Here is a 25,657-nt window from a genome sequence, read left to right as displayed (position 1 = left end):
GTATTTTGCGCTTTGATGTTAATACTTCGGCATCGGGAAATTTTTCACCCTCTATTCCTGTACTGTCAATGTACCCGAATGGCGATGTCAGAGTCGCAGGCGATGTCTATGCCAGGAACCAGATACTCTCTTCTTCAAGGGAATTAAAGGAGAATATTGCCGAACTTTCTGGAAAAGAAGCCGTTGAGGCCTTAAAAAACCTCAACCCCGTTAAGTTCAATTTCAAAGCAGATAGCGACAAAAATCGGCATATTGGATTTATCGCGGAGGATGTCCCAGAATTGGTGGCAACTTCTGACAGAAAAACGCTCAGTCCGATGGATATCGTTGCCGTGTTAACTCAAGCGCTGAAAGAGCAACAAAATACCATATCGGCCTTAGCCGAAAAGGTAAAACTTTTGGAGGCTAAAACTGCATAAATGTCAACAATAACTATTGCGGAACGGCAATAATTTAACGCGCGATCGCTCTTCCAGCCCTTATGTATTCCGTTACATAACTTAATTGGGGAGCGATCGCACACAACAACCTTTTTTTGCACGAGTAACAGACAACAGAAAAACAGTAGTGAGGTGTTAAATGGCTACGCTCGAAATTGACGATATCGATTGGTTTGACTCTGATTCGTGTTCTGAACTCACTGATGATGAAGCTCGAACCATCCAAGGTGGAAGGCTGCCAAACGATGGTGGTAGCGGCACTTGGAGACCACCACAACCACCACCACCACCTCTTGTCATTGGCTCTCCTCCTGGGTACACTACACCTATTGGGCCTACTCTTGGGCTTCCGCCTAGTAAGCCAACTTTTCCTTAAGTATTAACAGTTCGATCGCTTACATCTTGCGCCTTTCTCAAAAAATCGCGTTTATCAACGAACGATCGAAGGTTAAAACGTTCGATCGTTCGCAATAAACACGGAACGGCACTAAGTTAACTCGCGATCGCTCCTCCAGGCCTTATGTATTTCCTTACATAACTTAATTGGGGAGCGATCGCACACAACAACCTTTTTTTGCACGAGTAACAGACAACAGAAAAACAGTAGTGAGGTGTTAAATGGCTACGCTCGAAATTGACGATATCGATTGGTTTGACTCTGATTCGTGTTCTGAACTCACTGATGATGAAGCTCGAACCATCCAAGGTGGAAGGCTGCCAAACGATGGTGGTAGCGGCACTTGGAGACCACCACAACCACCACCACCACCTCTTGTCATTGGCTCTCCTCCTGGGTACACTACACCTATTGGGCCTACTCTTGGGCTTCCGCCTAGTAAGCCAACTTTTCCTTAAGTATTAACAGTTCGATCGCTTACATCTTGCGCCTTTCTCAAAAAATCGCGTTTATCAACGAACGATCGAAGGTTAAAACGTTCGATCGTTCGCAATAAACACGGAATGGCACTAAGTTAACTCGCGATCGGCGTCGGTTTGGAATTTCAAGAGGGCAAGCTTGCCTCCATAGAAGCTAGCACCGATGAAGGCACTGACTTTACACCGCCTACCTACTTATCTATTGTTAACCAGTTTTGGAGTACAGAGAACCAGTGGCTAATTCTACCTTGTTAAAAAAATTATCAAAAAATAATAGGAGGAAAAACTTATCAACTTCCAATCTTCACGCCCTAGATAACAATAATGGGGCGCCTCGGTTCAGCACCGCGCGATCGGCAATAATGTTCGTTGACCCCGCTGTTGCAGACTGGGAAAAGCTGACTGAGCGATAATATCTGCTGGTAAGCAGAGTCGAGTTGCGCCTGTATCGACTAAGACGTTATCGATGGTGATACAGCGTATTTGATCTGCGGGGATGAACCCTCTTTTTGCTAGCATCTTGTCTACTTCGTTGGTGACGGTTATTGTTGCGGTGACTGGGCCCATTTTTTTATCGTTTTGTTTTGCTATAGAATGTTTTCCTCGCCTTTTGGCGAATTTATATACGATTCAGGGTGCACATTCTATATTTTAACAATATTTGTAACTGAGAGCGCTGTTGTTATTTATTGTTTAAATTGGATTGAGAAATATGGCAAATTAATAGCAAAAATGCTCTCTAATTATTGAGTTACGAAGCTTCTTCCATTCTTGTTTAGAAATATCTGCACGAGTTTTGTCGCCCGATGGATCGCGGATACCCCAAATTGTATCTGCAATCCGATCGAGCGATCGCCCATGAGAACGATAATCGAAGTCCCAGTAAGCATCACCGACGCAATCTCCTGGTGTAGCAATCATTTCTCGATCGACTGTACTGCGAATAGCATTCCATTCGCGGATGTAGGCAGAAGAATCGTCCGATCGCAATTTGCGACCTCCTAATTGAGGATTCACTTTATAAAAAAACCAATCCGTAAACCTATCGACAGCTTGAGTTCGTGATTCTAAATCGCGCGATCCAGCACTGGCTAGATTAGTGCCGGCAATAGCCAGCGCCAAAGCCAAAACACACACCGCTGAGAACTTCGATACAGACTTCACTGACCGTGATTTAATTAGCATAACGACCTATAAAGTAAATGACTTTGAAGTGAAATTTAGTTTTATAGTCCACAATTAGAAATATACATTTCGCGTCGAATTGCTAACCATTCATTGCTGCGGGCTCGATCGCCTATACTAATTGGCTGCCCTGTCATTTGAGGATGACGGCTATAAAAAATTATATCTGCCAGGCGATCGTAGGTTTGCTCGTATGTTTGCCCGTTAATTGTAGTGAATTCCCATCCTGTATCTCCTGGGCCGGGACTATTGCAAACTTCTTGTGCGGGCTTAACTCGCGGATCGATTTCTGCGCGTAATCTCTGCCATTCAAGGATATAGTCGCGATCGCCCGCTTGCAGTTTGCGATTGTTGAGTTGAGGATTAACCTTGTAGAACAATAAATCGGTTAATCGATCGACGGCTCGATCGCGCGATTCGGCTTTGGCTAGATTGGGCCCACTGAGTATAAGGGCGATCGCCAGAGTACAAACCATTAAAAATCTTGAGAGGGGTTTAATTGACAGCGACTTGACTAGCATATAGCAATCCTAAATGATTCTACTCGTTACCAGGCTCTGCCTGGTAACGCAGATCCGGAGGCTCTGCCTCTATTTTCGCAGGCGAGGCAGAGCCTCTGGACATTGATTCCCAGACAGAGCCTGGGAACCAGTTAAATCTTGAGAGGGGTTTAATTGACAGCGACTTGACTAGCATAGTGATTTGGCATTAATTCCTAATTTGTAACTGAGAGGGATATTTTTATTTATTCCTGAAGTTCTGCTAATAACTGTTCCCCGAAAGGATGTTTTTGCAATTGCTCAAATGTCAAATGTCCTTTACTGATTCCTTCCCGCCACAGCCCAACATAATTTCCCCAAACTATGAGAACATGAGGATGATTTTCTGGCAATTTGCTGCGAATAATTTCCACTGCTTGCAAACACAGCGGTTCTGCTTCCGAGTACCTGCCTTGGGAACGATAAAGTCCGACTAAATTGTTGAGGTCAAGGGCTAAACTGGGATGGTCTTCTGGGAGCGCTCGCCTGTGTATTTCTAATGCTTGCAAACACAGCGGTTCCGCTTCCGAGTACCTTCCTTGCGATTGATAAAGCCAAGCTAAATTGTTGAGGTCAGTGGCTAAATTTGGATGGTCTTCGGGGAGTGATCGCCTGTGTATTTCTAATGCTTGTAAATACAGCGGTTCCGCTTCCGAGTACCTTCCTTGGGATTGATAAAGCCCAGCTAAATTGTTGAGGTCAGTGGCTAAATCTGGATGGTCTTCGGGGAGTGATCGCCTGTCTATTTCTAATGCTTGTAAATACAGCGGTTTCGCTTCCGAGTACCTTCCTTGGTCACGATAAAGTCTGGCTAAATTGTTGAGGTGACTGGCTAACCTGGGATGTTTTTCTGGGAGCGCTCGCCTGCCTATTTCTAATGCTTGCAAATACAGCGGTTCTGCTTCCGAGTAACTTCCTTGGGATTTATAAAGTAAAGCAAGGTAATTTAAACTACTTGATAATTCCAGTTCCACATCTAACTCTTGTTGAAGGGCGATCGCCTTTTTAAAACAGTCGATCGCCAATTCATACTCTCGCTGAAAATTTTCGCACTCTCCCGACTTAATCCTTCTGTTATAAATCTTCCCCATACTGGCATAAAGACTTGCCAAACTGGGGTCTTCGAGTCCTTTTTTCTGTTCGGTTCGCGCGATTAAATCCTGCAAATCTTCCAGCGGTATCAAACTCGGCGGTTCACGATCGTCCTCTGCAACTAAGGATCGAAACGGTTCAAATTCAGTTTTGGGAACAGCCGCAGTTTTTTTCGTATCAAAGCGAAACACACCTTTCCGCCAACTCCAAAAATCAGGAGACTCGTTACTAATGAGAATTTCAATTTGTCGCGTCACCCACAAGACAATCGAAAACGGAAACTCCCGCAATGCTTCCCGCGTCCATTGCAAATAACCAAAAAACACTTCTTGTTCCGATCGACTTTCGCCAAATTGTTTAAAAAACCGCAGTTTTTCCACACCCGTCACGGTGATCGCGGCTTTTCCCCGCTGCTGCAAATATGCTTCTTGTTCGACTAAATTGGCGATCGCCGATCGCAAACTCGGTTCACCCCTCGCCAATTCTACGCGATAGCGGCGGATATCCGGTTCGAGTTCTGCTTCATAATCCGCAATCAGGCGATCGCGACAGTCGCTATCATCGCAAACTGCGATTAGCAAGTTGAGAATATCTTTACCCGCTTCAATTGACACGAGTAAATCTTCATAATTATCTTGGTTTTGACTGTTGAGATTCGACATAATTAATTGTCATTTGTATCGAAGTCTCGATCCCCCTAAATCCCCCTTAATAAGGGGGACTTTGAGAATACTCTTGTCCCCCCCTTATTAAGCGAGACTTTGAGAATACTCTTGTCCCCCCCTTATTAAGCGGGATTTTGAGAACACTCTTCCCCCTTATTAAGGGGGGTTAGGGGGGATCGACTTTGGACTCAGACATTACCTTAGTCGGCGTAGGCCGACTTTGTTTGTGCGATCGCGTTGCTAGCGGTTTCAACCGCCGTTTCTACCGCCGAGTTTAATTATTGATTATAAAAGAAATTATTCACGCGGAAAATCATCTCGCTGCTTTAACAATTCTAGCACGATGGGGTGAATGTCGTACCACAAAACAGCATTGCGATATTCCAAAACATATAACCCATGCAGCAAGTCCAAAAACCCTTGTGCTTTCGGGTCAGCAGGTTTAAAATCTCTGTAAGTTGCCATCAACATCTCATAATCAGTTGTTCCTAAACGGGTATCAAAATCGATCCGCAATTTATTAATCGCTTCCTCAAACACCTCAGCATTAATTTTAACCGCAGCTTCTGGATTCCGTCGCACCAACCGCAAACAAATGCGGCAGCATTCGTTTGCAATTCTAATCAATTCTCGCAATACTCCACCGCTGTATGCGACAAGGCGATCGAGTGTTTCCGGTTCGATCAATTCGCTTCCCAAGCGTTTAGCTAAAATCTCTTTCAATCTCGCCGCCGGTGCCGCCATTGCAACAGCATCAGCCTTCCGGCTTTCCCCGCGTTTAAACAGCTTAGTTACTGGCATAAACACGACTTGATTGTTAGTTTCCGTTTCCACGGTAGCGGCTAAAGAGACTTCTCGCAGCGCCGAAATAGGAGTTGTTAAAATAATCCTAAAATTTGGTAAAAAAAGCGCTTTAATATGTTCTTGATAAATTTGGCGAACTACACCTAAATCCAACTTATCCAGGTCATCAATCACTACAATTATGTCTTTGTTCGCGGCTTCTTGAACTACGGCAGCAATCTCGTTAATTCTTGCAACCAAATCCGAAACTTTGCGAATAAACTCTTGTTTGATTTCTTCGCGAATCGTCGCATCAGCTTTTAACTTGCCTTGAATCATCTTAAACAAGTTAAACCCCACCGATCCGCTTGCGCCCAATTCGTCAATTGTTGTTTTAGTTTTAGTGGCAAACCAGTTATAAAATGATTCTTTTATTGATTGTTTGATGGGAATTTGCTGTTTTTCTGCTGCATCCATCAACTGAACGGCGATCGCAAATAAAATATTGATATGATTAACATCCGACATTTCGATCGAGTCGGAAATCGAGAAAAAGACTGTAAAATAGCGATCGTCCATCTGGCGGCAAAACTCAGCCAACAGTGTAGATTTACCGCAGCCGCGATGTCCCGTAAAAATAATTTTACCGCTACCGGAAGGGTCATCTTCGACTAATTGCTCTAATTCTTCAAGCACTTCTGTCCCGTATTCTACTCGGAAGTTCTCGACTTCTTTCGGAGTTATCAGCGGCGATAATTCCATATTTGCATAGGCTGTCCGAAAGGATTCTAGTAATATTTTGGACATGGCACTCTGAGGCTATTATTTAATGTTCTTCATGATTATAAGCTGTGTATAGCAATCCTAAATGATTATACTCGTTACCAGGCAGAGCCTGGTAACGCATATCCGGAGGCTCTGCCTCCATAGTCTGGGCCGAGGCAGAGCCTCTGGACATCGGTTTCCAGGCAGAGCCTGGAAGTTAAAGGGGGAAGATTACTCAAAGTGGGTTTTTTAAGGGAGATTTAGGGGGAGATGAATCTGAGGAGAAATGTTTACAGCATTTTTTAGGTAAGTGAGGTACATAGCAAAGATAGAGGACACGGCAGTGCCGTTTCCCTACAGCGATTGAACGCTTGACGGGTGTACTTCATCAACGCGGAATCTGCTGTAATATTTAATTAGTTAATTCCTACCGCCATCCCAACCACCGCAACAAAGGCACAACCAAATAATGACTGACTCCCAAACAAAGCCCGATCGCACTTCCCAACAAACCAAAAAACACAATTGAACCCCAAACTTGCAGCCAGCCGAAGCTAGCGTTAGACAGTGACAAAATCCCCAACAAACTCCCCGGAAAAATGTTCCAAGCATTCAGAAACAGAAACATTGCCGTAGAGGAAACAGCCACGACTAAAGCGTGAACTAATTGATGGCTGCGCAAACCCATTCCCACAGTCAGAGAGGCGATCGCAAAAGCTCCCAAAATAACCCCCTGCACGCCACTAGAAGCTGTTGCTTCCATCCAACACAAACCCGCCAACAAATAGCCCTGAGCTCCCATTAATCCAGACAGCCAATACTGTTTTTGCTGGCGAAAACTCCCCGCATCCGTCAAACCGATCGCAGTTCCGAACCCCGCAAACCCAAACAGCAGCACTTCGGGTCCGACAGCGAAAGTCATGTTAGGAATTAATTGCTGCAAACCTTCATTCAGAAAACTGGCAATTTGCGGGCCGATAGGCGAAGCATAGCCCAAAACCAAACCGCCGATCGCCCCGGCACTTCCACCAACGCCACCCAGCAGCATTTCCCAGCCGGTATCCAGAGAAGCTACCACCATTTGGGCGATCGCGCCGAACAGCAAAACCATCAAACTTGCAGTTTTTTGCGCCCCGCCCACCACTACTTGCCGGCAGAATTCCCAAACAGCTTGACCTGCAGGGGCGATGGCGATTTTGCCCTTAGTCCTAGCATAAATCTCCTGCAAACGCGCCCGAACATCAAGGGCAGTCGCCGGACGCTGCTGCACGTTCGCACGCACCATATCGTCCAACAAATTCGCCAAAGCCGGACTCACAGATACAATGTGGCGCCACCGCAACTCACCCGTCATCGGATCTTCAATTTCCGCCGGATACTTCCCCGTCAGCAAATGAATGCAAGTCCGCCCGAGGGCATAAAAATCCGTCGCCGGCACCACACCGCCGCCCACAATTTGTTCCGGCGGACTGTACCCGGGCGAAATCAACCGCGTCGAACTCCGAGAATCTTTCCCCACCGATTCGACACCGCCCATCTGTTTAACTCCCCCAAAGTCGATCGCCACCAATTGCAGTCCGCCCAAACCCTTGCTCAGCAATACTTGGGGCGATTCCGGGTCTCGCAGCATCAAATTTGAGGGTTTAATGTCGCGGTGAATAATCTGACACCTGTGCAACTCCTCTAAAATTTCCACAGCTTGACTCAGCCAACTAAACACCCATTCCTGCGGACATCCTTGGGGGTGCTCGTCGAGAACCTCTTCTAAAGTTTTGCCGTGAATCTTTTCCATTACCAAACAAGGCAGCCGCCTCGCCGCAGCATTTCCCTCGCCGCCTGCAAAATTTTGCGTTTGGACGTGAAAATAACCGTCAGGATCGACTCTAGGGACGCCTGGGTGCCGCAAAAGTGCCAAAACCCAAGCTTCTTGCTCGAACAGTTTCAGCGCTTTCGGGGCGGTTTCTAGCAACACTTTCAGGACGCGCTCGGTTTCAGTTTCTGTGTCCCAAACTGTGAAAATCGCTGCAAAACCCCCGGAACCGAGGCTTTGTAGGGGGACGTAGCGATTTTTTAGCCGCAGGGGAGCCCCGCAACTATGACAAAAATTGTTGCCCCAAGTCTGAGGGTAGGGCCTTGGGCAATCTGGATTGATGCAGTGAACGGCTTTTGAAGGGGGGTGAGGCACAACCAGAGTAAAAATGGGGCTAATATCCATAGTAGACTTACGCGCAGCTAAGGCAGAAACCAGGTTTTCCGCGAGGTTAAATTGCTGTAACGACGGATTTGGTTTGAGAAACAAGCTTGCTCTTGCTGCACAAGTCCTGTCCATATTATGTGGTATGCTGTCGATTTTTGAGTTAGCGGTCTCAGATTCACGGGATTTTAGATTTGGGATTTTAGATTGCTACATACTGAATGGCAGTTGAGATCGATCGGGCGATCGATCCCAACTCCCCACCACAACTTTAGGTATTTCTAACTAATTCCCCCTGCCCCATTACCCCTTACCAATTCTGATTTTTAACTATTAAATTCTTTACATAAACCCTATCTATCCGCTGTTCGGCTCGCTATACAATATATTTCGATCGAGCAAAATTCCCGCCCCGGCTCTGCGATCCCCAGCCTTTCCTCCTGCATCCTTGGTCGCTTACATCTTATAAGATATGTTACAAATATTTTCGGAATGTAAAGCCAAATAAACAATACTTATGATGATAAAAAGAATATTAAAATTTGAGAGCGCCACTTTGTTGATATATTTTTAACAGCCTGCGAACTGGCAAAAAAATTAAGCGAATACTAGGAAGCGAGATATGGCTTACGCGCAAACCCAAACTCAATCAAAGGCTGGGTATAAAGCTGGAGTTCAAGACTATAAACTAACGTATTACACCCCGGACTACACGCCGAAAGATACAGATATTTTGGCTGCATTCCGCGTCACACCGCAGCCGGGAGTTCCCCCAGAAGAAGCTGGAGCTGCTGTGGCTGCTGAATCTTCCACAGGTACATGGACGACTGTTTGGACTGACCTCCTGACCGACCTCGACCGCTACAAAGGCCGCTGCTACGACATCGAACCAGTTCCCAATGAAGACAACCAATACATCTGCTTCATTGCCTATCCTTTGGATTTGTTTGAAGAAGGTTCCGTCACCAACTTGCTGACCTCTTTGGTCGGTAACGTGTTCGGTTTCAAAGCTTTGCGCGCTCTGCGGTTGGAAGACTTGCGGATTCCCATTGCTTACCTGAAAACCTTCCAAGGCCCTCCTCACGGTATTACCGTTGAGCGGGACAAATTGAACAAGTACGGTCGTCCTTTGCTGGGCTGTACAATTAAGCCCAAATTGGGTCTGTCTGCTAAGAACTACGGCCGTGCCGTTTACGAAGTTCTGCGCGGCGGTTTGGACTTCACCAAAGACGACGAAAACATCAACTCGCAACCGTTCATGCGCTGGCGCGATCGTTTCTTGTTCGTTCAAGAAGCTATTGAAAAAGCCCAAGCAGAAACTGGCGAAGTCAAGGGTCACTACCTCAACGTAACTGCCCCCACCTGCGAAGAAATGATGGAGCGGGCTGAGTTCGCTAAGGAAATCAAAACCCCCATCATCATGCACGACTACCTGACCGGTGGTTTCACTGCTAACACCACCTTGGCCAAATGGTGCCGCCGCAACGGTATCTTGCTGCACATTCACCGCGCTATGCACGCCGTGATTGACCGTCAGAAAAACCACGGTATCCACTTCCGCGTGCTTGCCAAGTGCTTGCGGATGTCCGGCGGCGACCACCTGCACTCCGGTACAGTTGTGGGCAAACTCGAAGGCGAAAAAGGCATCACGATGGGCTTCGTAGACTTAATGCGCGAAGACCACATCGAAGAAGACCGCAGCCGCGGTATTTACTTCACCCAAGATTGGGCCTCCATGCCCGGTGTCATGCCGGTTGCATCTGGTGGTATCCACATCTGGCACATGCCGGCTTTGGTGGAAATCTTCGGCGACGACTCCTGCTTGCAGTTCGGCGGCGGCACTTTGGGCCACCCTTGGGGTAACGCACCTGGTGCAACTGCTAACCGCGTTGCTTTGGAAGCTTGCGTCCAAGCTCGTAATGAAGGCCGCAACTTGATGCGCGAAGGCGGCGACGTAATTCGCGAAGCTTGTAAGTGGAGCCCCGAACTGGCTGTTGCTTGCGAACTCTGGAAAGAAATCAAGTTTGAGTTCGAGGCAATGGATACCGTTTGATGATTTTGGGTTTGAGATTTTAGGTTTGAGGTCGCAAACTTGCTGGGAAGTCTTTATGTTTGAAGAAGATTTACTTGTAAGTTTGCATCCAAAATCTAAAATCCAAAATCTCAAATTTGAGGGAGCTGGGGTCAAAAATGGATCTCAAACAAGTTGCGAAAGACACCGCTAAGGTGCTGGCAAGTTACCTAACCTATCAATCCGTGCGGATAGTGGTCGCTCAGTTGAGCGAAACCAATCCTCCTCTGGCAATCTGGTTGAACGACTTTTCCACGAAGAGCAAAATCCAAGATGGAGAAGCTTACATTCAAGAGTTGCTGAGGGAAAATCAAGATTTAGGATTTCGGATCATGACTGTGCGAGAGTATCTGGCTCACGATGTGACAGAATATTTGCCAGAAATGGTTTCTACTGGCATTCAACAGGCGAATATGGAACACAGACGCCAGCATTTAGAGCGAATTACGCAACTTAATTGGTCTGTTTCTAGCAGTAATCCTGAAACATCAATAGATTCTGAACCGAATCTGGATAATTTGTCGAGTTAATCGATCGATAAGTGCGATCGAACACACACCTTAGAGATACAAAAAATGAAGACTTTACCTAAAGAGCGTCGTTACGAAACTCTGTCCTATTTGCCCCCGCTGACAGACGCCCAAATTGCCAAGCAACTCCAGTACATCTTGGATCAAGGCTACATTCCCGGCGTAGAATTCAACGAAACCTCTGCTGCTGAAATGCGCTACTGGACTTTGTGGAAGTTGCCTTTGTTTGGTGCTCGCAGCGTCCAAGAAATCATGGCTGAAGTTCAAAGCTGCCGTCAAGAAAATCCTAGTTGCTATATCCGCGTCATGGGTTTTGACAACGTGAAGCAATGCCAAGTGCTGAGCTTCATCGTGCACAAGCCTAACACCAGAGGCTACTAAAAAGTTACCCCCTTTATTACTCGGCGATTGAAATCGCTAGCAACGCGAGACTGAATAAATAAAGGGAGATTTGGTATAAGATTTGAGGCTGGGAATATTCCCAGCCTCTTTTTTGAGGTTCGTAGTAAGGAATGCAAGCCCTTCTTCTTCCGTTTGCTATAGTTTGCAAATAGCTTTTAAAACTTGCAGCAACAAAATTGAAGGTTCAGGCTCCATCAAAGTCAGAAAGGTCATTAGCTGATAGGTTGGGGGATTTCCTCTGCGGATATTGACAAACTGATAAAACTCTCCGCTAGTTGCCAATCCCCAAACAGACTCTTGATATTCTAAACTTTTAGAGGCGTAAGTTAGGAGTTGGGGCAAACCAGCGCGGGGAGCAATTAGACTATTTTTAGATTCTATTACTAAAATCCAAAATGGTATATCAGCGGCAATTTGTTTCTCTTTATTGATTGCTAAAATGTCAAATCTGCCTGTAATCGTTGTGTCTTCATCTTCTATAGTTATGTTAGCAATGTCTTGTTCTAGACTCATCTTGATTGGGTGGCGGTAGAAGCCAGCCAATCGCATTAAGGGAAACGTAGTTAAAGCCTGTACCAGTCCTTCAGAGACTCTTTCCACTGAGAGGTATTCGCGAAAATCGTTGCGGATTTGGGCGAGTTCTAACTGTTCTATCTCTGTTAAGGATTCTAAGGATAAAAAATTTGTGTACGTGTCATCATTAAGCTGCTCTTGGAATTTCAAAAATTGACTTACTTCACCGATCGTTATATTTTTGGCGTTAATAGTTGTTGTCATGTTTAATAGTTATTTAAGTTTTAGTTATAATTATAACATAGAGATTGTGACAGTCAATTTGTACTATTATTAGGAACAGGCAAGATGCCTGTTCCACGACATATTAATTTTTTTGTGGGGCGGGCATCTTGCCCGCCCATGAAAGTGACAAATGGGATAACTGCGAACCTAATCTATCCTTTCCATCACAATCCCATCAACTATTTCATAACCCCAATTAAAACGTCGATTTGCCAAATGCTTAGCCATGTCATATTCGCCCAAATAGCAGAGTTCAGCTAACTTTTGATATCCTTCATCTCTTTCTCGCAGCAACCTTTCCCGCCGCAGTTTTTTTCTCTCTTGCTCTGAAGGATTTGGTCGCTCTTCTCCCAGCGGATTGATATCCCTAATTCGTTTCATATCAGCCTCCTAAAAAGGGATGGATTCGACTATTTCACCGTCTACTATTTCGTACCCCCAGTCTGGATTTGCAGCTATTTGTTTTTCTACTATACTTCGACCGAGAGGAGTTTGGTAAGCTTTTTGCAAAGAGGAAATACTGGGAATTTCGGCGGGAGTTGGCGCTGCTGTTTCAGCAAGTTTCGGCAGTGCTGGAATCGGCTCAGATGTCGATTGATTGAGGGCTAATTGCGGCGCGATCGCCCCTAACTTCCGCATAACGCTATCCTTGGTGATTTGCGGTTTTTCGTTGAAGGAAGAGGGCAGATATGGTGTGTCAACGCCCTGCTGTTTTGCTTTGAGCGCATCATCAGCAAGGCGATCGCACTTTCGCAAAAATCCCTCCCACAAATCTTTGCCCAAAACCGGGTTTCTCAAGTCAGCACGGGCTCTAGATACTGCTGCTTCTAGCGGTTCTCCTTTGTGGACGTAATACTGAATTCGCTCCTCTTCAAAAGCAGGATAAGGCACTTCCGGCTCGATTTCCCAATCCCGCTGGACTTTCTGCTTTTCTCCTAAAGGGAGGCCCTCGATAAATTCCTCCCAAAAAGTCGAGGGTAAGCCTTTCGTTATGCTGTCAATAATTTTTAATGCCCATTCAGAAGGGATGCCAAATCCTAAATTACGTTCTTTAGCATATGCTTCTAAGGCTCGCTGAAAGTTGTGCAGTTCTTCTTGGGACTTCCAAGGGCCGCTAAATCGGTAATTCGGGATGACAGTAACGGCTATCGGCTGGCGGGGTTGCCCGAAAAATTTGTCGGTTTTAACTGCATGATTTGGGGGTGATGTTTCGGGGAATATTTCTATAGGGTGAGTGTTGTTTTCGCGGCTTTTTTGTGTTATAATATCGCCAGAATTGGGTGTCCAAAAGTTATTGAGTTTTTCCTCGAAAGCGTCAATGTCCGCCCAGAGTTCTAGGGTGTCGGTGTTGGGATTTGTTAATTTTTCTTTGAGGAGCGATCGCACTTTAAGTTGCTGTCTCGCTAATTCTTGTTCTTCCTGATTTAAACCAGTGGCTTTTTCTATTTCTGTGCAGTTAGTTTTCACCCATTCGCCGGAGTAGGAATGTTGTGCTTGCCATTGCAATAATTGGCACAGAAAAATACTGGCTGTGACTCCGCCGGTGATTTTGGCTAGTTTGGGATAGTAGATGGCGGGATTTCCGAGATTTCCTAAAAATATTCCTATTTTCATTTTGTATATTCTTAATTCCCTTGAATCCTAGGGTGTTTGTGGGCGCACCTTACCTCCAATCCTAGGGTGCGCCTCGGCGCACATTACCTCGACTAAACTAGCATTGAGAAACTTAAGATTTTCTTTAAGCTTCTGTCTATTCCTGACTGAATGGAGTTTCTAGAGGAAAGACGGGACTCGCGTATTCGATCGCCTGATTGACAGGAATGAATTAAACGTAATAATAAATTATTTACTGTACAGATCCTCCCCAAATGAATCCAGAACGCCAAGAGGCTTATTTGAACTTAATCGAGCGAGTGCTTAGCTGTCCCAACGGTCTAGAACCAGAGGTTTTGAGTTCCTGTTCCGATTTAATTGATGCGGGATTTGTGCAAATGCTAATCGAGATATCGGCTTCAATGGCCCGCGAAGGTGACGAAGATACTGCTAATTTTTTAGTGCAACTTGCTCGTTTGCTGGGGAAATCTTTGGGTTTGTCGCCGGATTTGATGCCGGCTGGGTACAGTAGTGCACAGGGGTAGAGAAAAAGTGCGATCGCCTCGTTGTATCATGTTTTGAGACATGGGGGCGATTCCCTACCCTTCGGGATAGCTTCGCTTCACGTACTTTTTAAAGGCATCGATGGCTTTACAGTTTATATTCGAGAGGTTCACAAAACTCATCCACCCCTGTTTTAAATACATAAATAATCACCGAAGTCACCAAAATCTCCGGGCAAGTTTTTGCGGCCACTAAATCTCTAAATGCAGCATTCAATTGTCCGTTTGTCAACTCTTCTTTAACCTCTGATTTGCAGATAGCAACGCGGGATCTTTTGGCCAATCCGTCTAACCAATTTTCTGATATATTCGGTTCTTGTCCGGCTTGAATTGCTAGAGATATCGCTGCATCTTCGATGTTACCTTCGCAATCTTCGATTGCGTCTAGGGCTTTTAGGGCTTCGGGATATTCGGCTAATTGCGAGCGAAATTGGGCAATTTGTTGTGAGGTAATAATCACCATATTATTTTCCTGTGTTTTCTGCTGGTTGGATAAGTTTAGCAATTAAAGTTGATATTATAGCATTTTTTTTGAGGTTGGGATTGGTATCATTCTTAGCAACGGGCAAGATGCCCGTTCCACAAAGAGTTAATTTTGTTGTGGGGTGGGCTTTATTGATGGGCGGGCTAGGAGCAACGGCCCACAAGCAAGAAATAATGTCTCTTGTGGAACAGGCATCTTGCCTGTTGCAAATGGCTGATTTATCAGCGGGCTAGGAGCAACGGCCCACAAGCAAGAAATAATGTTTTTTTTGGAACAGGCATCTTGCCTGTTGCTGACCACAATCCCTGCTACAATAACAAAAACCAACCGCCTCAAAATCTCACCAATGTTGGATAAAATCTGGCGGTTCCTCAAACAATTAATTCAGCGGGTGTTTGGCACTTTTTCCCAGGATTTTAACCCCCCCTGGCCCCCCCTTGGTAAGGGGGGAAGAGGAAACAAATCTTGCTTCCCCCCTTACTAAGGGGGGACTGAGGGGAGTTCCTCCAACTTTGACAGATGCGGAATACGAGGCGATGTTCATGGAACTTCTCGAAGGGGTGAATCAGGGCTGGGGAAGAGGGGATGTTGCGGGATTCTTACTCGCAAAACGCATTAAAGATGGTGATTTGGCGGCTTGGTTGCGGAGGTTTGGCGATCGATTGTTGGAGGGCGAACACGGGGGTACAGCCCCTAGGGATGCGGTGGTATCGCTTCAGAAATTGGCGCGCAGGTTGGAGTTGTTGGGTAGAGTTGCGATCGGGGAATTGGGAGAGTGCGCGGGGAATGTTGGTAGGGAGATTTTGGTTGAGTTTCCGCTAGCTTCGGTTGAGGGGGATGAGGTTGGCGATCGAGAGGCTGAGGCTTGGTGCGATCGGGGTAAGAGGCAGTATAATTTAGGGGATTTTGAAGCGCGATCGCATCTTTAGACAAAGCCTTAGAATTCAAACCAGATAATCGCGTTGCCTGGTACAGTCGGGGCGTTACACTGGGTAATTTAGGAAGATTAGAAGATGCGAGATCCTCCGTTGAGTGCGATCGTCCTAATCGCGACCGGCAAAAAATGGCGTTAAAATAGATTAGCGATTTTAGATAAATCCGCGATTGAAATCGCTTCTTGTCAAACGAAGTCCGGATGGTGCGCGGAGTGAAGAGAGGAGAAGAGAAGAGAGGTAATAAAATGACAACCGTTACTTTAAACTTAGATACTGTCGAACTAACAGACGAACAGTTTTACCGTTTGTGCCAGATGAATCGAGATTGGCAATTTGAACGGACAGCTAAAGGAGAAATTATCATTATGTCACCCGTAGGCGGAGTCAGCGGCAATCGAGAAGCCTATTTAATTACAGAGTTGGGCTTGTGGAACCGTCAAACGCAGCTAGGGAGAGTGTTTAGTTCTTCCACAATTTTTCGCTTGCCTAATAATGGCGATCGATCTCCAGACGCCGCTTGGGTTAGCTTAGAAAGATGGTCTGCTTTAACAGAAGAAGAACAAGAGAAATTTCCGCCAATCTGTCCTGATTTTGTCATAGAATTGCGCTCGCGCACAGACTCCCTGCGACCGCTTCAGGAGAAAATGCAGGAGTATCTAAACAGCGGTTTACGCTTGGGTTGGCTAATTAATCCACAAGACCAACAAGTAGAAATTTATCGCCCTTCTCGCGAAGTAGAGATTGTACAATTTCCTGTTAGTTTATCGGGAGAAGATGTCTTGCCCGGATTTGTTCTTAATTTGCCGATGATTTGATATTGCCTCAAATTTTTCCTGTTTCCAACTGTATTTCCTTCGGACAAATATCATCATCGTACCAACCAGTCAAAGCCACCGCCAAAGCATCCGCCGCATCGTCGGGTTTCGGAATGTAACCCAACTCCAACTCCCGCGCCACCGCCTCTTGCACTTCAGATTTATCCGCATTACCGCGGCCGGTCAAAGCTTGCTTAATTTGAGCCGGTGTAAACTCGAACAGCGGCACTCCACACTGCGCCAATACTAGCGTCAAAACGCCCCGCGCTTGCGCTACAAGTATCGTATTTCCCATCTTGTAAAAAAACAGTTTTTCCGCAATTGCTAGATCGGGTTTAATCTGTTCAATTACCTCGTGCAAATCGTCGTAAATTGTTTTCAACCGCTGTCCCATTTCCTGTTTTGGCGTTGTTTGTATGACACCGCAATCAATCAGGGAAACGCTGTTTTTATCTTGTTTTCCGGGGACAATTTGACAACTAATTGCCCCGTAGCCAAGATTTGCTAAGCCCGGATCTAATCCTAAAATTCGTTTTTCCATTGCCAGAATTAGTAATTGGGAATGGGAATAAGGTATGAAAATTTGGGGAATGCTTCATCACCACCAATTACCCATTACCAATTACCAATTACCAATTACTCCTCAGTTGATTCTAGACCGAATACCCGATCGAACACTTTAGTCACTTTATACCCCGAATCTATTGATTCTAGCGGGTCTTTCCGCAATCGGTGCCGCAAACACAGAGTCATCACCCGGCGAATATCGTTCACTGTGACCTCTGTGCGGGATTCTAAGGCGGTCAAAGCTTTGGCGGCGCGATTCGTCACCAAATCGCCCCGCAGCCCGTCTACGTCCAATTCCGCGCAAACTTGGGAGATTTTTACTCGCAAATCTCGATCGATAGTTACCGACTTCAACCTTTCCTGAGCTTCCACCAACGTCTGCTGCATATCATCTTGTTCGTGCTGATATTTAGCGAGAAACTCCGGCGGATTTTGGTCAAAACTCGATCGCTGTTCGACAATTTCCACTCTTAAATTCGGGTCTTTTACAGTCCGAATTTCTGCGTGCATCCCGAATCTGTCGAGCAACTGGGGCCGCAATTCTCCTTCTTCTGGATTCCCGGAACCGATTAAAATAAACTTAGCCGGGTGGCGGATCGAAATGCCTTCTCTTTCAACAGTATTCCAACCGCTGGCGGCGGAGTCGAGCAAAACATCGACTAAATGATCGTCGAGCAAATTGACTTCATCAACGTACAGAATGCCGCGGTTAGCTTTAGCTAAAAGCCCCGGTTCAAAAGCTTTAACTCCTTCTGACAAAGCTTTCTCGATGTCGATCGTACCGCAAACTCGGTCTTCCGTAGCGCCCAAAGGTAAATCTACCATTTGGACTTTCTTGCGGGCGATTTTAATCTCAGTTTGAGATAAAGTGCGATCGCGCACCTCGTCGCTCATCAAATCTGGATCGGTGGGATGACTGTTAAAAGGATCGTCAGCCACCACCTCAATTTCCGGCAGCAAATCAGTCAGGGCCCGGATTGTGGTAGATTTACCAGTACCTCGATCGCCCATAATCATCACCCCGCCAATTTTCGGATCGATGACATTCAACAGCAGCGCCAGTTTCATCTCCTCCTGGCCAACAATTGCAGTGAAGGGAAAAACAGGGCGGCGGGCGGCGGTAGCGGTAACGGTTGGTAGAACGCCCGCATTCAGGTTATTGCTGACTTCGGCAGTAGGACTCACAGGATAACTCAAAATATAATAATTGCTTGTTTATTGTGACATATAGGTGGACAACAGTCACTCAAAGGTAGGCGATCGTCATTTTGAGTAGCCTCCTCGGCTTACAAAATTTCATACACCTCTATAATATCTTGTAACCTCCGTCAAGAGTTATAATTATGAGGTATTTCTCTATCTATTTGATCGGCATATATTGGCTAAGTCTATCGCATTAAAAGTTGAGTTACTTTATGTTAATTGAATTTTCAGTCAGTAACTTTAGGTCAATTAAAGAAGAGCAAACATTAAGCATGATTGCCGACTCTTCCACCCGGAAGAATGACAATACTTTTGTGCCAATCGAAGGTAATAAACTGCGCTTGCTTGACTCTGCGGCGATCTATGGAGCCAATGCTTCTGGCAAGTCAAATATTCTCAAGGCTTTGAGTAAACTAATTTTCTATATTCGCGAGCTCAATATTGATGTTGATGACAAGATTCCTTATTACGAACCATTCGAGTTAGACAAGTCGTGGTTAAGCAAGCCTTCAATCTTCAAGCTTAGTTTTATTATTGAAGGAATTATGTATGAGTATCAAATTGCTTTTGACAGTCAAGAAGTTCATCACGAACAGCTATATTATTATCCAGAGAAAAGAAAAGCCAACTTATTTATTCGTAAAAAAAACGAGGTCAAGCGCGGTGCAAAATTTGAAGACAAGCGATTGTTTTCAAGCAAAGCATTAACTAAATATCCTTATTTATCAAAATTGGCTCGTGAAGAACATGAACAAATGCAAAAAATTTATGAATACTTAAAAACCTATATTTTTTTTGCAGCCAATGATGCTCACCTGAGGAGTTCTTTAGTACGTCATGTTAATCAAGATTTGCAAAAAGATGAAAAGCTAAAAAGAAAGTTAGATAAACTCATCAGAATAGCCGATACTCATATCGAAAAAATCCAACTTGAAGAAAAAATTGTTGATTTGGAATTTATTGATGAGGTGCCAGAGGAAATTAAAAAAATTATTATGAATGACAATAATTATGAATTGTTTGCCGTCCATAAAACTTTTCGAGATGGGTTGTTAGAAGGTGAAGCTAACTTTCCTTTTTTCCAAAAAGAATCAATCGGAACTATTACACTTTATGTTCTTGGCGCTTTAATTTTATTGATCTTAGATAGAGGTCATATTCTAGTTATTGATGAAATAGATAATAGTTTACATCCTAAACTGTGTAAGTTCTTAATTAAGTTATTTCACCATCCGTTAACTAATCGCCGTAATGCCCAACTAATTTTTGCTAGCCATGAAACCACTCTACTAGATAAGGAATTATTGAGAAAAGATCAAATCTGGTTTACCGAAAAAAATAAATATGGTGAAACACAACTCTTTTCTGCCCAAGACTTTGACAAGGTAAAAGGTGATGAACCTTTTGACCTATGGTATATGCAAGGTAAATTTGGTGGTCAACCTAATATTAAAGAAGTTGAATTTATTTATGGCGATGAATAGTAGTAAAACAAAAAGAAAATCAAGACAGTTAAAGCAGTCCATCTACATAGTATGTGAAGGAACTAATACGGAACCGATTTACTTTGAGAAGATTGCTGAGCAACCTGATGTATTTGAAAAATATGCCATCAAAGTTTATCCAAGTGAAGAAGACCAAATAAAAGCCTCAAAAAAAGAAGGTGAATCTATTAAAACAGATGCGGTGAATCTGGTCAAACTCGCCAAAGACGAAATAAACAATTATGACGAAGTTTGGGCAGTTTTTGATAAAGATGGTTATACCAAACATGAAAAAGCATTTTCCGATGCACAGAAACACGGTATTAAGCTAGGGTTTTCAAGTATTGCTTTTGAACATTGGATTTTATTGCATTACGAACAGAATCGAACTGCTTTCCCTAAATCGCAGAATGTTATTGATTATTTGGAACAAGCAGGTTATTTTCCAGGCTATTCTAAAAAAGCAGATATTTCAATTTATCCTAGACTTAAAGACCGGACTAAAACAGCTATTGAAAATGCAGCCTGGTTACGGATGGAGATGGCAAAAAATCTAGCTGCTTGTGATAATAAAATATATGAATTAAATCCTTATACCACTGTAGATGAGTTAGTAATGAAGCTTTTAGATTTTAATCCTGTCACCTACGGATATATTAAGGAAACGCTTAGAATTAGCGATTATAGTATCACAGTTAATGATGTTCAGCGCCACGGTGGAATAACTTTGAGTGTTTGTATTGTCAATCACGGAAAGTGTAGCTATTTAGTGAACAACCTCTGCGACCACTTTTATTTAAAAGATGAAGACCAAAATACATTTCAACTTGTCATTGATAGTCCAATTATAATTGAACCAAGTTTAACTCAAGATATTGCCTTAAAGTGTGAAAGATTTCCCGCAACGGGCAAGTTAAGATTGTATTTTAGTCCTGAACCCAATAAAATACTAATTATTGCGCTTCACAATATAACTGATATCCTGTCCGATTGATTAACCATAATATCCCGGTCGGGGCGGGTTTTTGAGATGGTCAATTATTGGCAGGTATTGTTGGTGAACCCGCCCCTACAGGAATCAGGACATGATATAACACCCTGGTGCAAATTAGATTCAGGCAATGTTACTAACAATTAGACTACATCAAATAATTCTGGGACGATCGTTCTTTCCTCCGAACGAATGATGAATAGATTCAATGTATTGCTCAATTTCCTCATCCGTGCAACTTATTCCATTCTGCCAAAGTTCATATTCACTGATATCGATATCTTCATTCCAAACCAGTGCATAACCACCAGCTTCAATTTTAAAATTTCTGAAAAATCCAGGATTGCGTAACGTCGCAAACATCGGATTGTCTAATAACTTAGAGATGTCGTATTTCTTGATTTCAAGATTTGTAAACTTAACCATCAAGGTTCGATCGTCAATAGCTTTAGCAAAAACAATGCGCTCAGGTTTCATAAAAAAAATCACAGTTATTTTAAGGGCGGAAGTTTACTAAATTCTTGGCTATTCCACATATCCAGCAGTTCTTTCTGGCTGGTACAACGTAGCCCATTCTATTACCAGCTTTTGGGCCCGATTCGGTAAATCTCCTTCAATAATCTCTAAAGATTCAATGCCGATAAAAGCATTGTACTCACCGTAAACTGCGTGAAAATGAGGAGGTGGGTGGTTCCCAAAGAAAATTTTGATGATTATTCCGTAAAATCGTGCAACTTCTGGCATAAAGCTTTTCTAAACGACGATAGGAAGATTATTGTATATAACCACGAAGAAGAATGACCAATAACTAACAACTACCATTGTGGCTCGGAAGCCATCAAAGCAGTCGCAGCCTCGCTCGGTAACGGCTTAGCAAAAAAATAACCCTGACCGTATTCGCAGCCGATCGACCTCAACTTAGCTAATTGTGCCGCCGTCTCCACACCCTCAGCAATCACATCCATACTCAAAGCGTGAGCCAGCGCCACAATCGTCCGCACGATCGCCACATTCTCCCCCTCGCTTTCGGTCTCCATTCGCCCCACAAACGACTTATCAACCTTCAAAGTATCCGTAGGAAACCGGCTCAAATAACTCAACGACGAATAACCAGTGCCAAAATCATCAATTCCCAACTTGACATTTAGCGCTTTCATCTGCTTCAAAACCGCGATCGCCGACTCCACATCATCCATCACCACACTCTCAGTAATCTCCAACTTCAAACTCTCGGCTTTCAAACCCGTTGTTTCCAAAATCGCCTTCAGGCGATAAACCAAATCCGGCTGAGCAAACTGCTTCCCAGATAAATTTACACTCATAATCAAAGGTGGATCGAAATCAAACATTCCCTGCCACAGCCGCAACTGCCGGCAAGCCTCCTCCAGCACCCACTCACCCAGCGGCACAATTGCCCCCGTTTCCTCAGCCACCGGAATAAACTTCATCGGCGCAATCAAACCCCGCACCGGGTGCAGCCAGCGTACCAAAGCCTCAAACCCAATAATCTTCCCGCTTGCAAAAGATACAAACGGCTGGTAGTGCAGCACAAACTCCCGACGCTTGAGGGCCAGCCGCAAATCAGTCTCCAACTGCAACCTCTCCACCGCCACAGCGTGCATCGAAGCATTAAACACCTGATACCTTCCCGTTCCCAAAGCCTTCGCCCGGTACATCGCCGTGTGGGCGTCGCGCAGCAAGTGTTCCGGCTGTTCCCTGACAGTAGCAGCCGGTTCGCCCCCCAGCGCAATCCCGATGCTGGCCGTCACAAACACCTCCTGCCCCTTCAACTCAAAAGGCACAATTAAAGCTTGGCGAATGCGATCGGCCAAATCCACCGCACGGCCAACATCAACATTCCTCACCAAAATCGCAAAATGGTCACCCCCCACCCGCGCCACAGTATCCGCAGGACCAATACTTGCCCTCAACCGCAGCACCACCGAAATCAGCAGTTCGTCCCCCGCCAAATGACCCAAAGAATCATTAATCACCTTAAACCTGTCTAAATCCAGAAACAGCACCGCAAACCGATAGCTGGGGCTGCCCCTAGTATTGGCGATCGCCCGCCCCAGGAAATTCACGAACAAATCCCGGTTGGGCAAACCCGTCAGAGAATCGTGAAAAGCATCGTAAAGCTTCCTGTAAGCGCTGACACCCACACCAGTTACCACCAAACCCAAAGCCGGCGACACCAGCGGCACCCACCCACCCCCAGTAAAAATCGCAAAACTCATCCCCAACAAACCCATCAACGCCGCACCCCCAACCAATCCCGCCCTCGCAGGGTGCTGAATCCGCCAAGCCACAATCCCGCCAATCACCGCCCAAGCACCGTTCCACAAAATTTCTGCCCATTCCGGCCACACCCAAAACAGCGATCGCCCATCCATAACCGCACTCAATATTTGGCTCAGCATTTGCGCGTGCACCAGCACCCCCGGCATTTTCGGACTTTGCTGCTGGGCGGGACTGTAGGGCGTCAAAAACAAATCTCTGGTACTCGGTGCCGTCGTCCCGATCAACACAATCTTGTCCTTAACCCAGTTTGGGTCAATTTCCCCATTCAATACCTGCCTGATACTCACTTGTCGCGCCACCTGGTTCGCAGAACGGTATTTGAGCATAATTTGGTAGCCTCTGGCGTCGAGATTTGCATAGCCGCCGCTGTCATTCGTTAAAGGCACAAATTCTGCCTTTCCCCAGTTGATTTGGTGGGGATGAATAGGGCTATTTTCCGGCTGCACTCTGTCTTTGAGATACAGCAAAGCCACTTGCACAGAAAACGAGAAAGCAGTATTCTTCTGAGCTTGGGAGACTGAAAGCAAATGGCGGCGCACAACGCCGTCACCATCGAGCACCAAGTCGTTAAAACCGACTCGATCCGGCGGTATCCCCGGAGGCGCAGGCACTCCCGGACTATCTGAATCGCTCAATTTGTTGATACCCACCACATTCGGTGCTTTCAGTTGAGTCAGCAATTCTTGGTTTCCCGGTGGTTGAGGCAAATCCCGGTACAAGTCCAAAGCGATGACTTTTGGCTGATACTTTTGCAGTTTTGTCAAGGTTTGAGCGATCGCCTTGTCGGAAATCGGAAATCTCCCCAAAGCTTGAATATCGGCCTCAGAAATTGCCACTACCAGCAGCCGCGGATCGGGATCGGAATCGGGCTGCAAGCGCACTAACGAGTCAAAACTCCCCAATTCCCAGCTTTGCAGGCCTCCCAAATGCCGAACTCCCATATTCAGCAGCGTTACAGTCGCGCCCGCAAGCATTGCAGGCAAAATCCAGACCCCTCGGTTTTGAGAACTCAGGTTGAGGCCAGTTGCGACAGACATTACATATCGAAGATTGCGAGAGAATTTGGCAGTCACAGAAAAAATATGTCGGTGCAAATTAGCTTTGCACAAGTCTGTTCTTACAGAATAGGGCTTAATATGAAATTGAATATAATTTTTTCAGAACTTGTGCCGCCACCGAGTTTCTTTAAGCTAATAACTCGATTTTGCAAAGTATTTCTCGGATGGGAACCGGGTTTCTCAAGATTTGCCGACAAATCCTGTCTTTCATATCGTTTCCGGTTGCATGGGAATGATAAAGTCAAGGTCAATAATTCTACATTCCCCTACGGACGACTCCCAACGGACGACTCCCCATCCCGAACGGTGTAACCGGAATTGATATCATTCCTGGTTTCCCCAAATTCCCACAAGCGTTAAAATTTAGTCGATCGAACTTTCAGGATATTTTTGAGATTATGGCGAATCAACTTCCGATTCCGGTGATTGTTAACGGTGCAGCAGGCAAAATGGGCCGCGAAGTAATTAAGGCGATCGCCCATGCTAGTGACATGACCTTATTTGGGGCTGTAGACCGCTCTCCCGAGTGCCTCAACGCCGATGCCGGGGAATTAGCCGGATGCGGCCCGTTAGAAGTTCCCATCACTGACGACTTGCAAGGAATGCTGGTATTAGCATCTCAGGAAAAGCAGTTAGCAGTGATGGTAGATTTTACGCACCCTTCGTCTGTTTATGAAAACGTGCGATCGGCCATAGCTTACGGGGTTCGCCCAGTAGTCGGCACTACCGGATTGAGCAGCAAGCAAATTGAAAACTTAGCTGAATTCGCTGATAAAGCCAGCACTGGCTGTTTGATCGTACCCAATTTCTCGATCGGCATGGTGTTGCTCCAACAAGCCGCCGTCACCGCATCTCAGTATTTTGAACACGTAGAAATTATCGAGCTGCACCACAATCAAAAAGCCGACGCTCCCAGCGGCACCGCCATTCAAACTGCCCAAATGTTAGCAGAAATGGGAAAAACTTTCAATCTGCCTGAAGTTGAAGAAACCGAAAAATTAGCCGGAGCTCGGGGTTCAGCGGCCGATGAAGGGATTCGCATTCACAGCATCCGTTTACCCGGTTTAATTGCCCACCAAGAGGTAATTTTTGGCGGCGCCGGTCAAGTTTATACTTTACGGCACGATACGAGCGATCGAGCTTGTTATATGCCCGGAGTCTTGCTGTCTGTACGCAAAGTCCTGGAACTGCGATCGCTCGTTTACGGGCTGGAAAAGATCTTGTAGTCATTAGTCATTAGTCATTGGTCATTGGTCATTAGTCATTAGTCATTAGTCATTAGTCATTAGTCATTAGTCATTAGTCATTAGTCATTAGTCATTA

29 protein-coding genes are annotated in these 25,657 nt (G+C 45.3%); 14 read left to right on the top strand and 15 right to left on the bottom strand.

Annotated features, from left to right (window positions below; all coding sequences use genetic code 11):
• The 3 genes from QUB61_RS03585 to QUB61_RS03575 form a co-directional block, all read left to right on the top strand.
• A partial coding sequence (locus tag QUB61_RS03585) for a tail fiber domain-containing protein (protein ID WP_333189820.1) occupies positions 1-419 on the top strand: 419 nt, incomplete at its 5' end.
• Positions 420-579: 160 nt separating this feature from the next.
• Positions 580-816: a hypothetical protein gene (locus QUB61_RS03580; protein ID WP_333123718.1), complete on the top strand. Its 237-nt coding sequence runs from the start codon at positions 580-582 to the stop codon at positions 814-816.
• A 242-nt stretch (positions 817-1,058) separates the two neighbouring features.
• Positions 1,059-1,295 (top strand): hypothetical protein, encoded by a 237-nt coding sequence (locus QUB61_RS03575; protein ID WP_333123718.1) that lies wholly within the window; start codon positions 1,059-1,061, stop codon positions 1,293-1,295.
• 360 nt (positions 1,296-1,655) lie between these two features.
• Here QUB61_RS03575 and QUB61_RS03570 read toward each other — a convergent pair whose 3' ends face one another.
• The 6 genes from QUB61_RS03570 to QUB61_RS03545 all read right to left on the bottom strand — a co-directional run bounded on the left by QUB61_RS03570 (position 1,656) and on the right by QUB61_RS03545 (position 8,530).
• Positions 1,656-1,883 carry a hypothetical protein gene (locus QUB61_RS03570; RefSeq protein WP_333123715.1) on the bottom strand — a complete coding sequence of 76 codons (228 nt, stop codon included), beginning with the start codon at positions 1,881-1,883 and terminating at the stop codon, positions 1,656-1,658.
• A gap of 153 nt (positions 1,884-2,036) precedes the next feature.
• The gene (locus QUB61_RS03565; protein WP_333189819.1) at positions 2,037-2,501 is read right to left on the bottom strand and encodes a hypothetical protein; all 465 of its coding nucleotides are present in this window, start codon (positions 2,499-2,501) and stop codon (positions 2,037-2,039) included.
• A gap of 41 nt (positions 2,502-2,542) precedes the next feature.
• A complete protein-coding gene (locus QUB61_RS03560) occupies positions 2,543-3,022 on the bottom strand; it encodes a hypothetical protein (protein WP_333123709.1) in 480 nt (159 codons plus the stop codon).
• A gap of 224 nt (positions 3,023-3,246) precedes the next feature.
• Positions 3,247-4,794, bottom strand: coding sequence for a tetratricopeptide repeat protein (locus tag QUB61_RS03555; protein WP_333189817.1), 1,548 nt, complete (start codon positions 4,792-4,794; stop codon positions 3,247-3,249).
• Between the two features lie 300 nt (positions 4,795-5,094).
• Positions 5,095-6,387, bottom strand: a complete 1,293-nt coding sequence (locus QUB61_RS03550; protein ID WP_333123703.1) for an AAA family ATPase — start codon at positions 6,385-6,387, stop codon at positions 5,095-5,097.
• Positions 6,388-6,772: 385 nt separating this feature from the next.
• Positions 6,773-8,530, bottom strand: a complete 1,758-nt coding sequence (locus tag QUB61_RS03545; protein ID WP_445300173.1) for a serine/threonine protein kinase — start codon at positions 8,528-8,530, stop codon at positions 6,773-6,775.
• A gap of 631 nt (positions 8,531-9,161) precedes the next feature.
• Between QUB61_RS03545 and QUB61_RS03540 the strand changes: the two genes are divergently transcribed.
• The 3 genes from QUB61_RS03540 to QUB61_RS03530 all read left to right on the top strand — a co-directional run bounded on the left by QUB61_RS03540 (position 9,162) and on the right by QUB61_RS03530 (position 11,521).
• The gene (locus QUB61_RS03540) at positions 9,162-10,592 is read left to right on the top strand and encodes a form I ribulose bisphosphate carboxylase large subunit (RefSeq protein WP_190745624.1); all 1,431 of its coding nucleotides are present in this window, start codon (positions 9,162-9,164) and stop codon (positions 10,590-10,592) included.
• A 137-nt stretch (positions 10,593-10,729) separates the two neighbouring features.
• Positions 10,730-11,140, top strand: a complete 411-nt coding sequence (gene rcbX / locus QUB61_RS03535) for a RuBisCO chaperone RbcX (protein WP_332954824.1) — start codon at positions 10,730-10,732, stop codon at positions 11,138-11,140.
• 45 nt (positions 11,141-11,185) lie between these two features.
• The gene (locus QUB61_RS03530) at positions 11,186-11,521 is read left to right on the top strand and encodes a ribulose bisphosphate carboxylase small subunit (RefSeq protein ID WP_332954823.1); all 336 of its coding nucleotides are present in this window, start codon (positions 11,186-11,188) and stop codon (positions 11,519-11,521) included.
• A gap of 156 nt (positions 11,522-11,677) precedes the next feature.
• Here the strand turns inward: QUB61_RS03530 and QUB61_RS03525 are convergent, their stop codons facing one another.
• The 3 genes from QUB61_RS03525 to QUB61_RS03515 all read right to left on the bottom strand — a co-directional run bounded on the left by QUB61_RS03525 (position 11,678) and on the right by QUB61_RS03515 (position 13,954).
• A complete protein-coding gene (locus QUB61_RS03525) occupies positions 11,678-12,319 on the bottom strand; it encodes a restriction endonuclease subunit R (RefSeq protein WP_333123698.1) in 642 nt (213 codons plus the stop codon).
• Positions 12,320-12,487: 168 nt separating this feature from the next.
• Positions 12,488-12,721, bottom strand: a complete 234-nt coding sequence (locus QUB61_RS03520; RefSeq protein WP_333123695.1) for a hypothetical protein — start codon at positions 12,719-12,721, stop codon at positions 12,488-12,490.
• A gap of 9 nt (positions 12,722-12,730) precedes the next feature.
• Positions 12,731-13,954, bottom strand: a complete 1,224-nt coding sequence (locus QUB61_RS03515; protein ID WP_333123692.1) for a hypothetical protein — start codon at positions 13,952-13,954, stop codon at positions 12,731-12,733.
• A 254-nt stretch (positions 13,955-14,208) separates the two neighbouring features.
• On the opposite strand from QUB61_RS03515, the gene QUB61_RS03510 reads away from it, so the two are divergent.
• Positions 14,209-14,478, top strand: a complete 270-nt coding sequence (locus tag QUB61_RS03510; protein ID WP_333123690.1) for a hypothetical protein — start codon at positions 14,209-14,211, stop codon at positions 14,476-14,478.
• Between the two features lie 106 nt (positions 14,479-14,584).
• Here QUB61_RS03510 and QUB61_RS03505 read toward each other — a convergent pair whose 3' ends face one another.
• Positions 14,585-14,959 carry a hypothetical protein gene (locus QUB61_RS03505; protein ID WP_333123687.1) on the bottom strand — a complete coding sequence of 125 codons (375 nt, stop codon included), beginning with the start codon at positions 14,957-14,959 and terminating at the stop codon, positions 14,585-14,587.
• Between the two features lie 107 nt (positions 14,960-15,066).
• Here QUB61_RS03505 and QUB61_RS03500 point away from each other — a divergent pair, with 107 nt between their 5' ends.
• The 4 genes from QUB61_RS03500 (at position 15,067) to QUB61_RS03485 (ending at position 16,730) form a co-directional block, all read left to right on the top strand.
• On the top strand, positions 15,067-15,213 hold the full coding sequence (locus QUB61_RS03500) for a hypothetical protein (RefSeq protein WP_333123684.1): 147 nt from the start codon (positions 15,067-15,069) through the stop codon (positions 15,211-15,213).
• A gap of 279 nt (positions 15,214-15,492) precedes the next feature.
• Positions 15,493-15,909: a hypothetical protein gene (locus QUB61_RS03495; protein ID WP_333123681.1), complete on the top strand. Its 417-nt coding sequence runs from the start codon at positions 15,493-15,495 to the stop codon at positions 15,907-15,909.
• Complete coding sequence (locus QUB61_RS03490; RefSeq protein WP_333123928.1) at positions 15,897-16,058, top strand: tetratricopeptide repeat protein; 162 nt, start codon at positions 15,897-15,899, stop codon at positions 16,056-16,058. Before QUB61_RS03495 ends, QUB61_RS03490 begins: the two co-directional genes overlap by 13 nt.
• A 102-nt stretch (positions 16,059-16,160) precedes the next feature.
• Positions 16,161-16,730 (top strand): Uma2 family endonuclease, encoded by a 570-nt coding sequence (locus QUB61_RS03485; RefSeq protein ID WP_333123678.1) that lies wholly within the window; start codon positions 16,161-16,163, stop codon positions 16,728-16,730.
• A 7-nt stretch (positions 16,731-16,737) separates the two neighbouring features.
• Here the strand turns inward: QUB61_RS03485 and ruvC are convergent, their stop codons facing one another.
• On the bottom strand, positions 16,738-17,271 hold the full coding sequence (ruvC, locus tag QUB61_RS03480; protein ID WP_333123677.1) for a crossover junction endodeoxyribonuclease RuvC: 534 nt from the start codon (positions 17,269-17,271) through the stop codon (positions 16,738-16,740).
• 95 nt (positions 17,272-17,366) lie between these two features.
• Positions 17,367-18,482 (bottom strand): magnesium chelatase ATPase subunit I, encoded by a 1,116-nt coding sequence (gene bchI / locus QUB61_RS03475; RefSeq protein WP_445300172.1) that lies wholly within the window; start codon positions 18,480-18,482, stop codon positions 17,367-17,369.
• Positions 18,483-18,712: 230 nt separating this feature from the next.
• Here bchI and QUB61_RS03470 point away from each other — a divergent pair, with 230 nt between their 5' ends.
• Entirely contained in the window at positions 18,713-19,984 is a 1,272-nt protein-coding gene (locus QUB61_RS03470; protein ID WP_333123673.1) for an ATP-binding protein, read from the top strand.
• Entirely contained in the window at positions 19,971-20,978 is a 1,008-nt protein-coding gene (locus QUB61_RS03465; RefSeq protein ID WP_333123670.1) for an RloB family protein, read from the top strand. Before QUB61_RS03470 ends, QUB61_RS03465 begins: the two co-directional genes overlap by 14 nt.
• A gap of 150 nt (positions 20,979-21,128) precedes the next feature.
• Here QUB61_RS03465 and QUB61_RS03460 read toward each other — a convergent pair whose 3' ends face one another.
• The 3 genes from QUB61_RS03460 to QUB61_RS03450 all read right to left on the bottom strand — a co-directional run bounded on the left by QUB61_RS03460 (position 21,129) and on the right by QUB61_RS03450 (position 24,313).
• Positions 21,129-21,452, bottom strand: a complete 324-nt coding sequence (locus QUB61_RS03460) for a DUF2442 domain-containing protein (RefSeq protein ID WP_333123668.1) — start codon at positions 21,450-21,452, stop codon at positions 21,129-21,131.
• A gap of 48 nt (positions 21,453-21,500) precedes the next feature.
• Positions 21,501-21,719 (bottom strand): DUF4160 domain-containing protein, encoded by a 219-nt coding sequence (locus tag QUB61_RS03455; RefSeq protein WP_333123666.1) that lies wholly within the window; start codon positions 21,717-21,719, stop codon positions 21,501-21,503.
• 71 nt (positions 21,720-21,790) lie between these two features.
• Complete coding sequence (locus QUB61_RS03450) at positions 21,791-24,313, bottom strand: EAL domain-containing protein (RefSeq protein WP_333123664.1); 2,523 nt, start codon at positions 24,311-24,313, stop codon at positions 21,791-21,793.
• Positions 24,314-24,732: 419 nt separating this feature from the next.
• On the opposite strand from QUB61_RS03450, the gene dapB reads away from it, so the two are divergent.
• The gene (gene dapB / locus QUB61_RS03445) at positions 24,733-25,560 is read left to right on the top strand and encodes a 4-hydroxy-tetrahydrodipicolinate reductase (protein ID WP_333123661.1); all 828 of its coding nucleotides are present in this window, start codon (positions 24,733-24,735) and stop codon (positions 25,558-25,560) included.
• Positions 25,561-25,657: the final 97 nt, after the last annotated feature.

Source organism: Microcoleus sp. C2D2 (assembly GCF_036702495.1).
GTDB lineage: Bacteria > Cyanobacteriota > Cyanobacteriia > Cyanobacteriales > Microcoleaceae > Microcoleus.
This window is presented reverse-complemented; position numbering and strand designations above follow the sequence as displayed.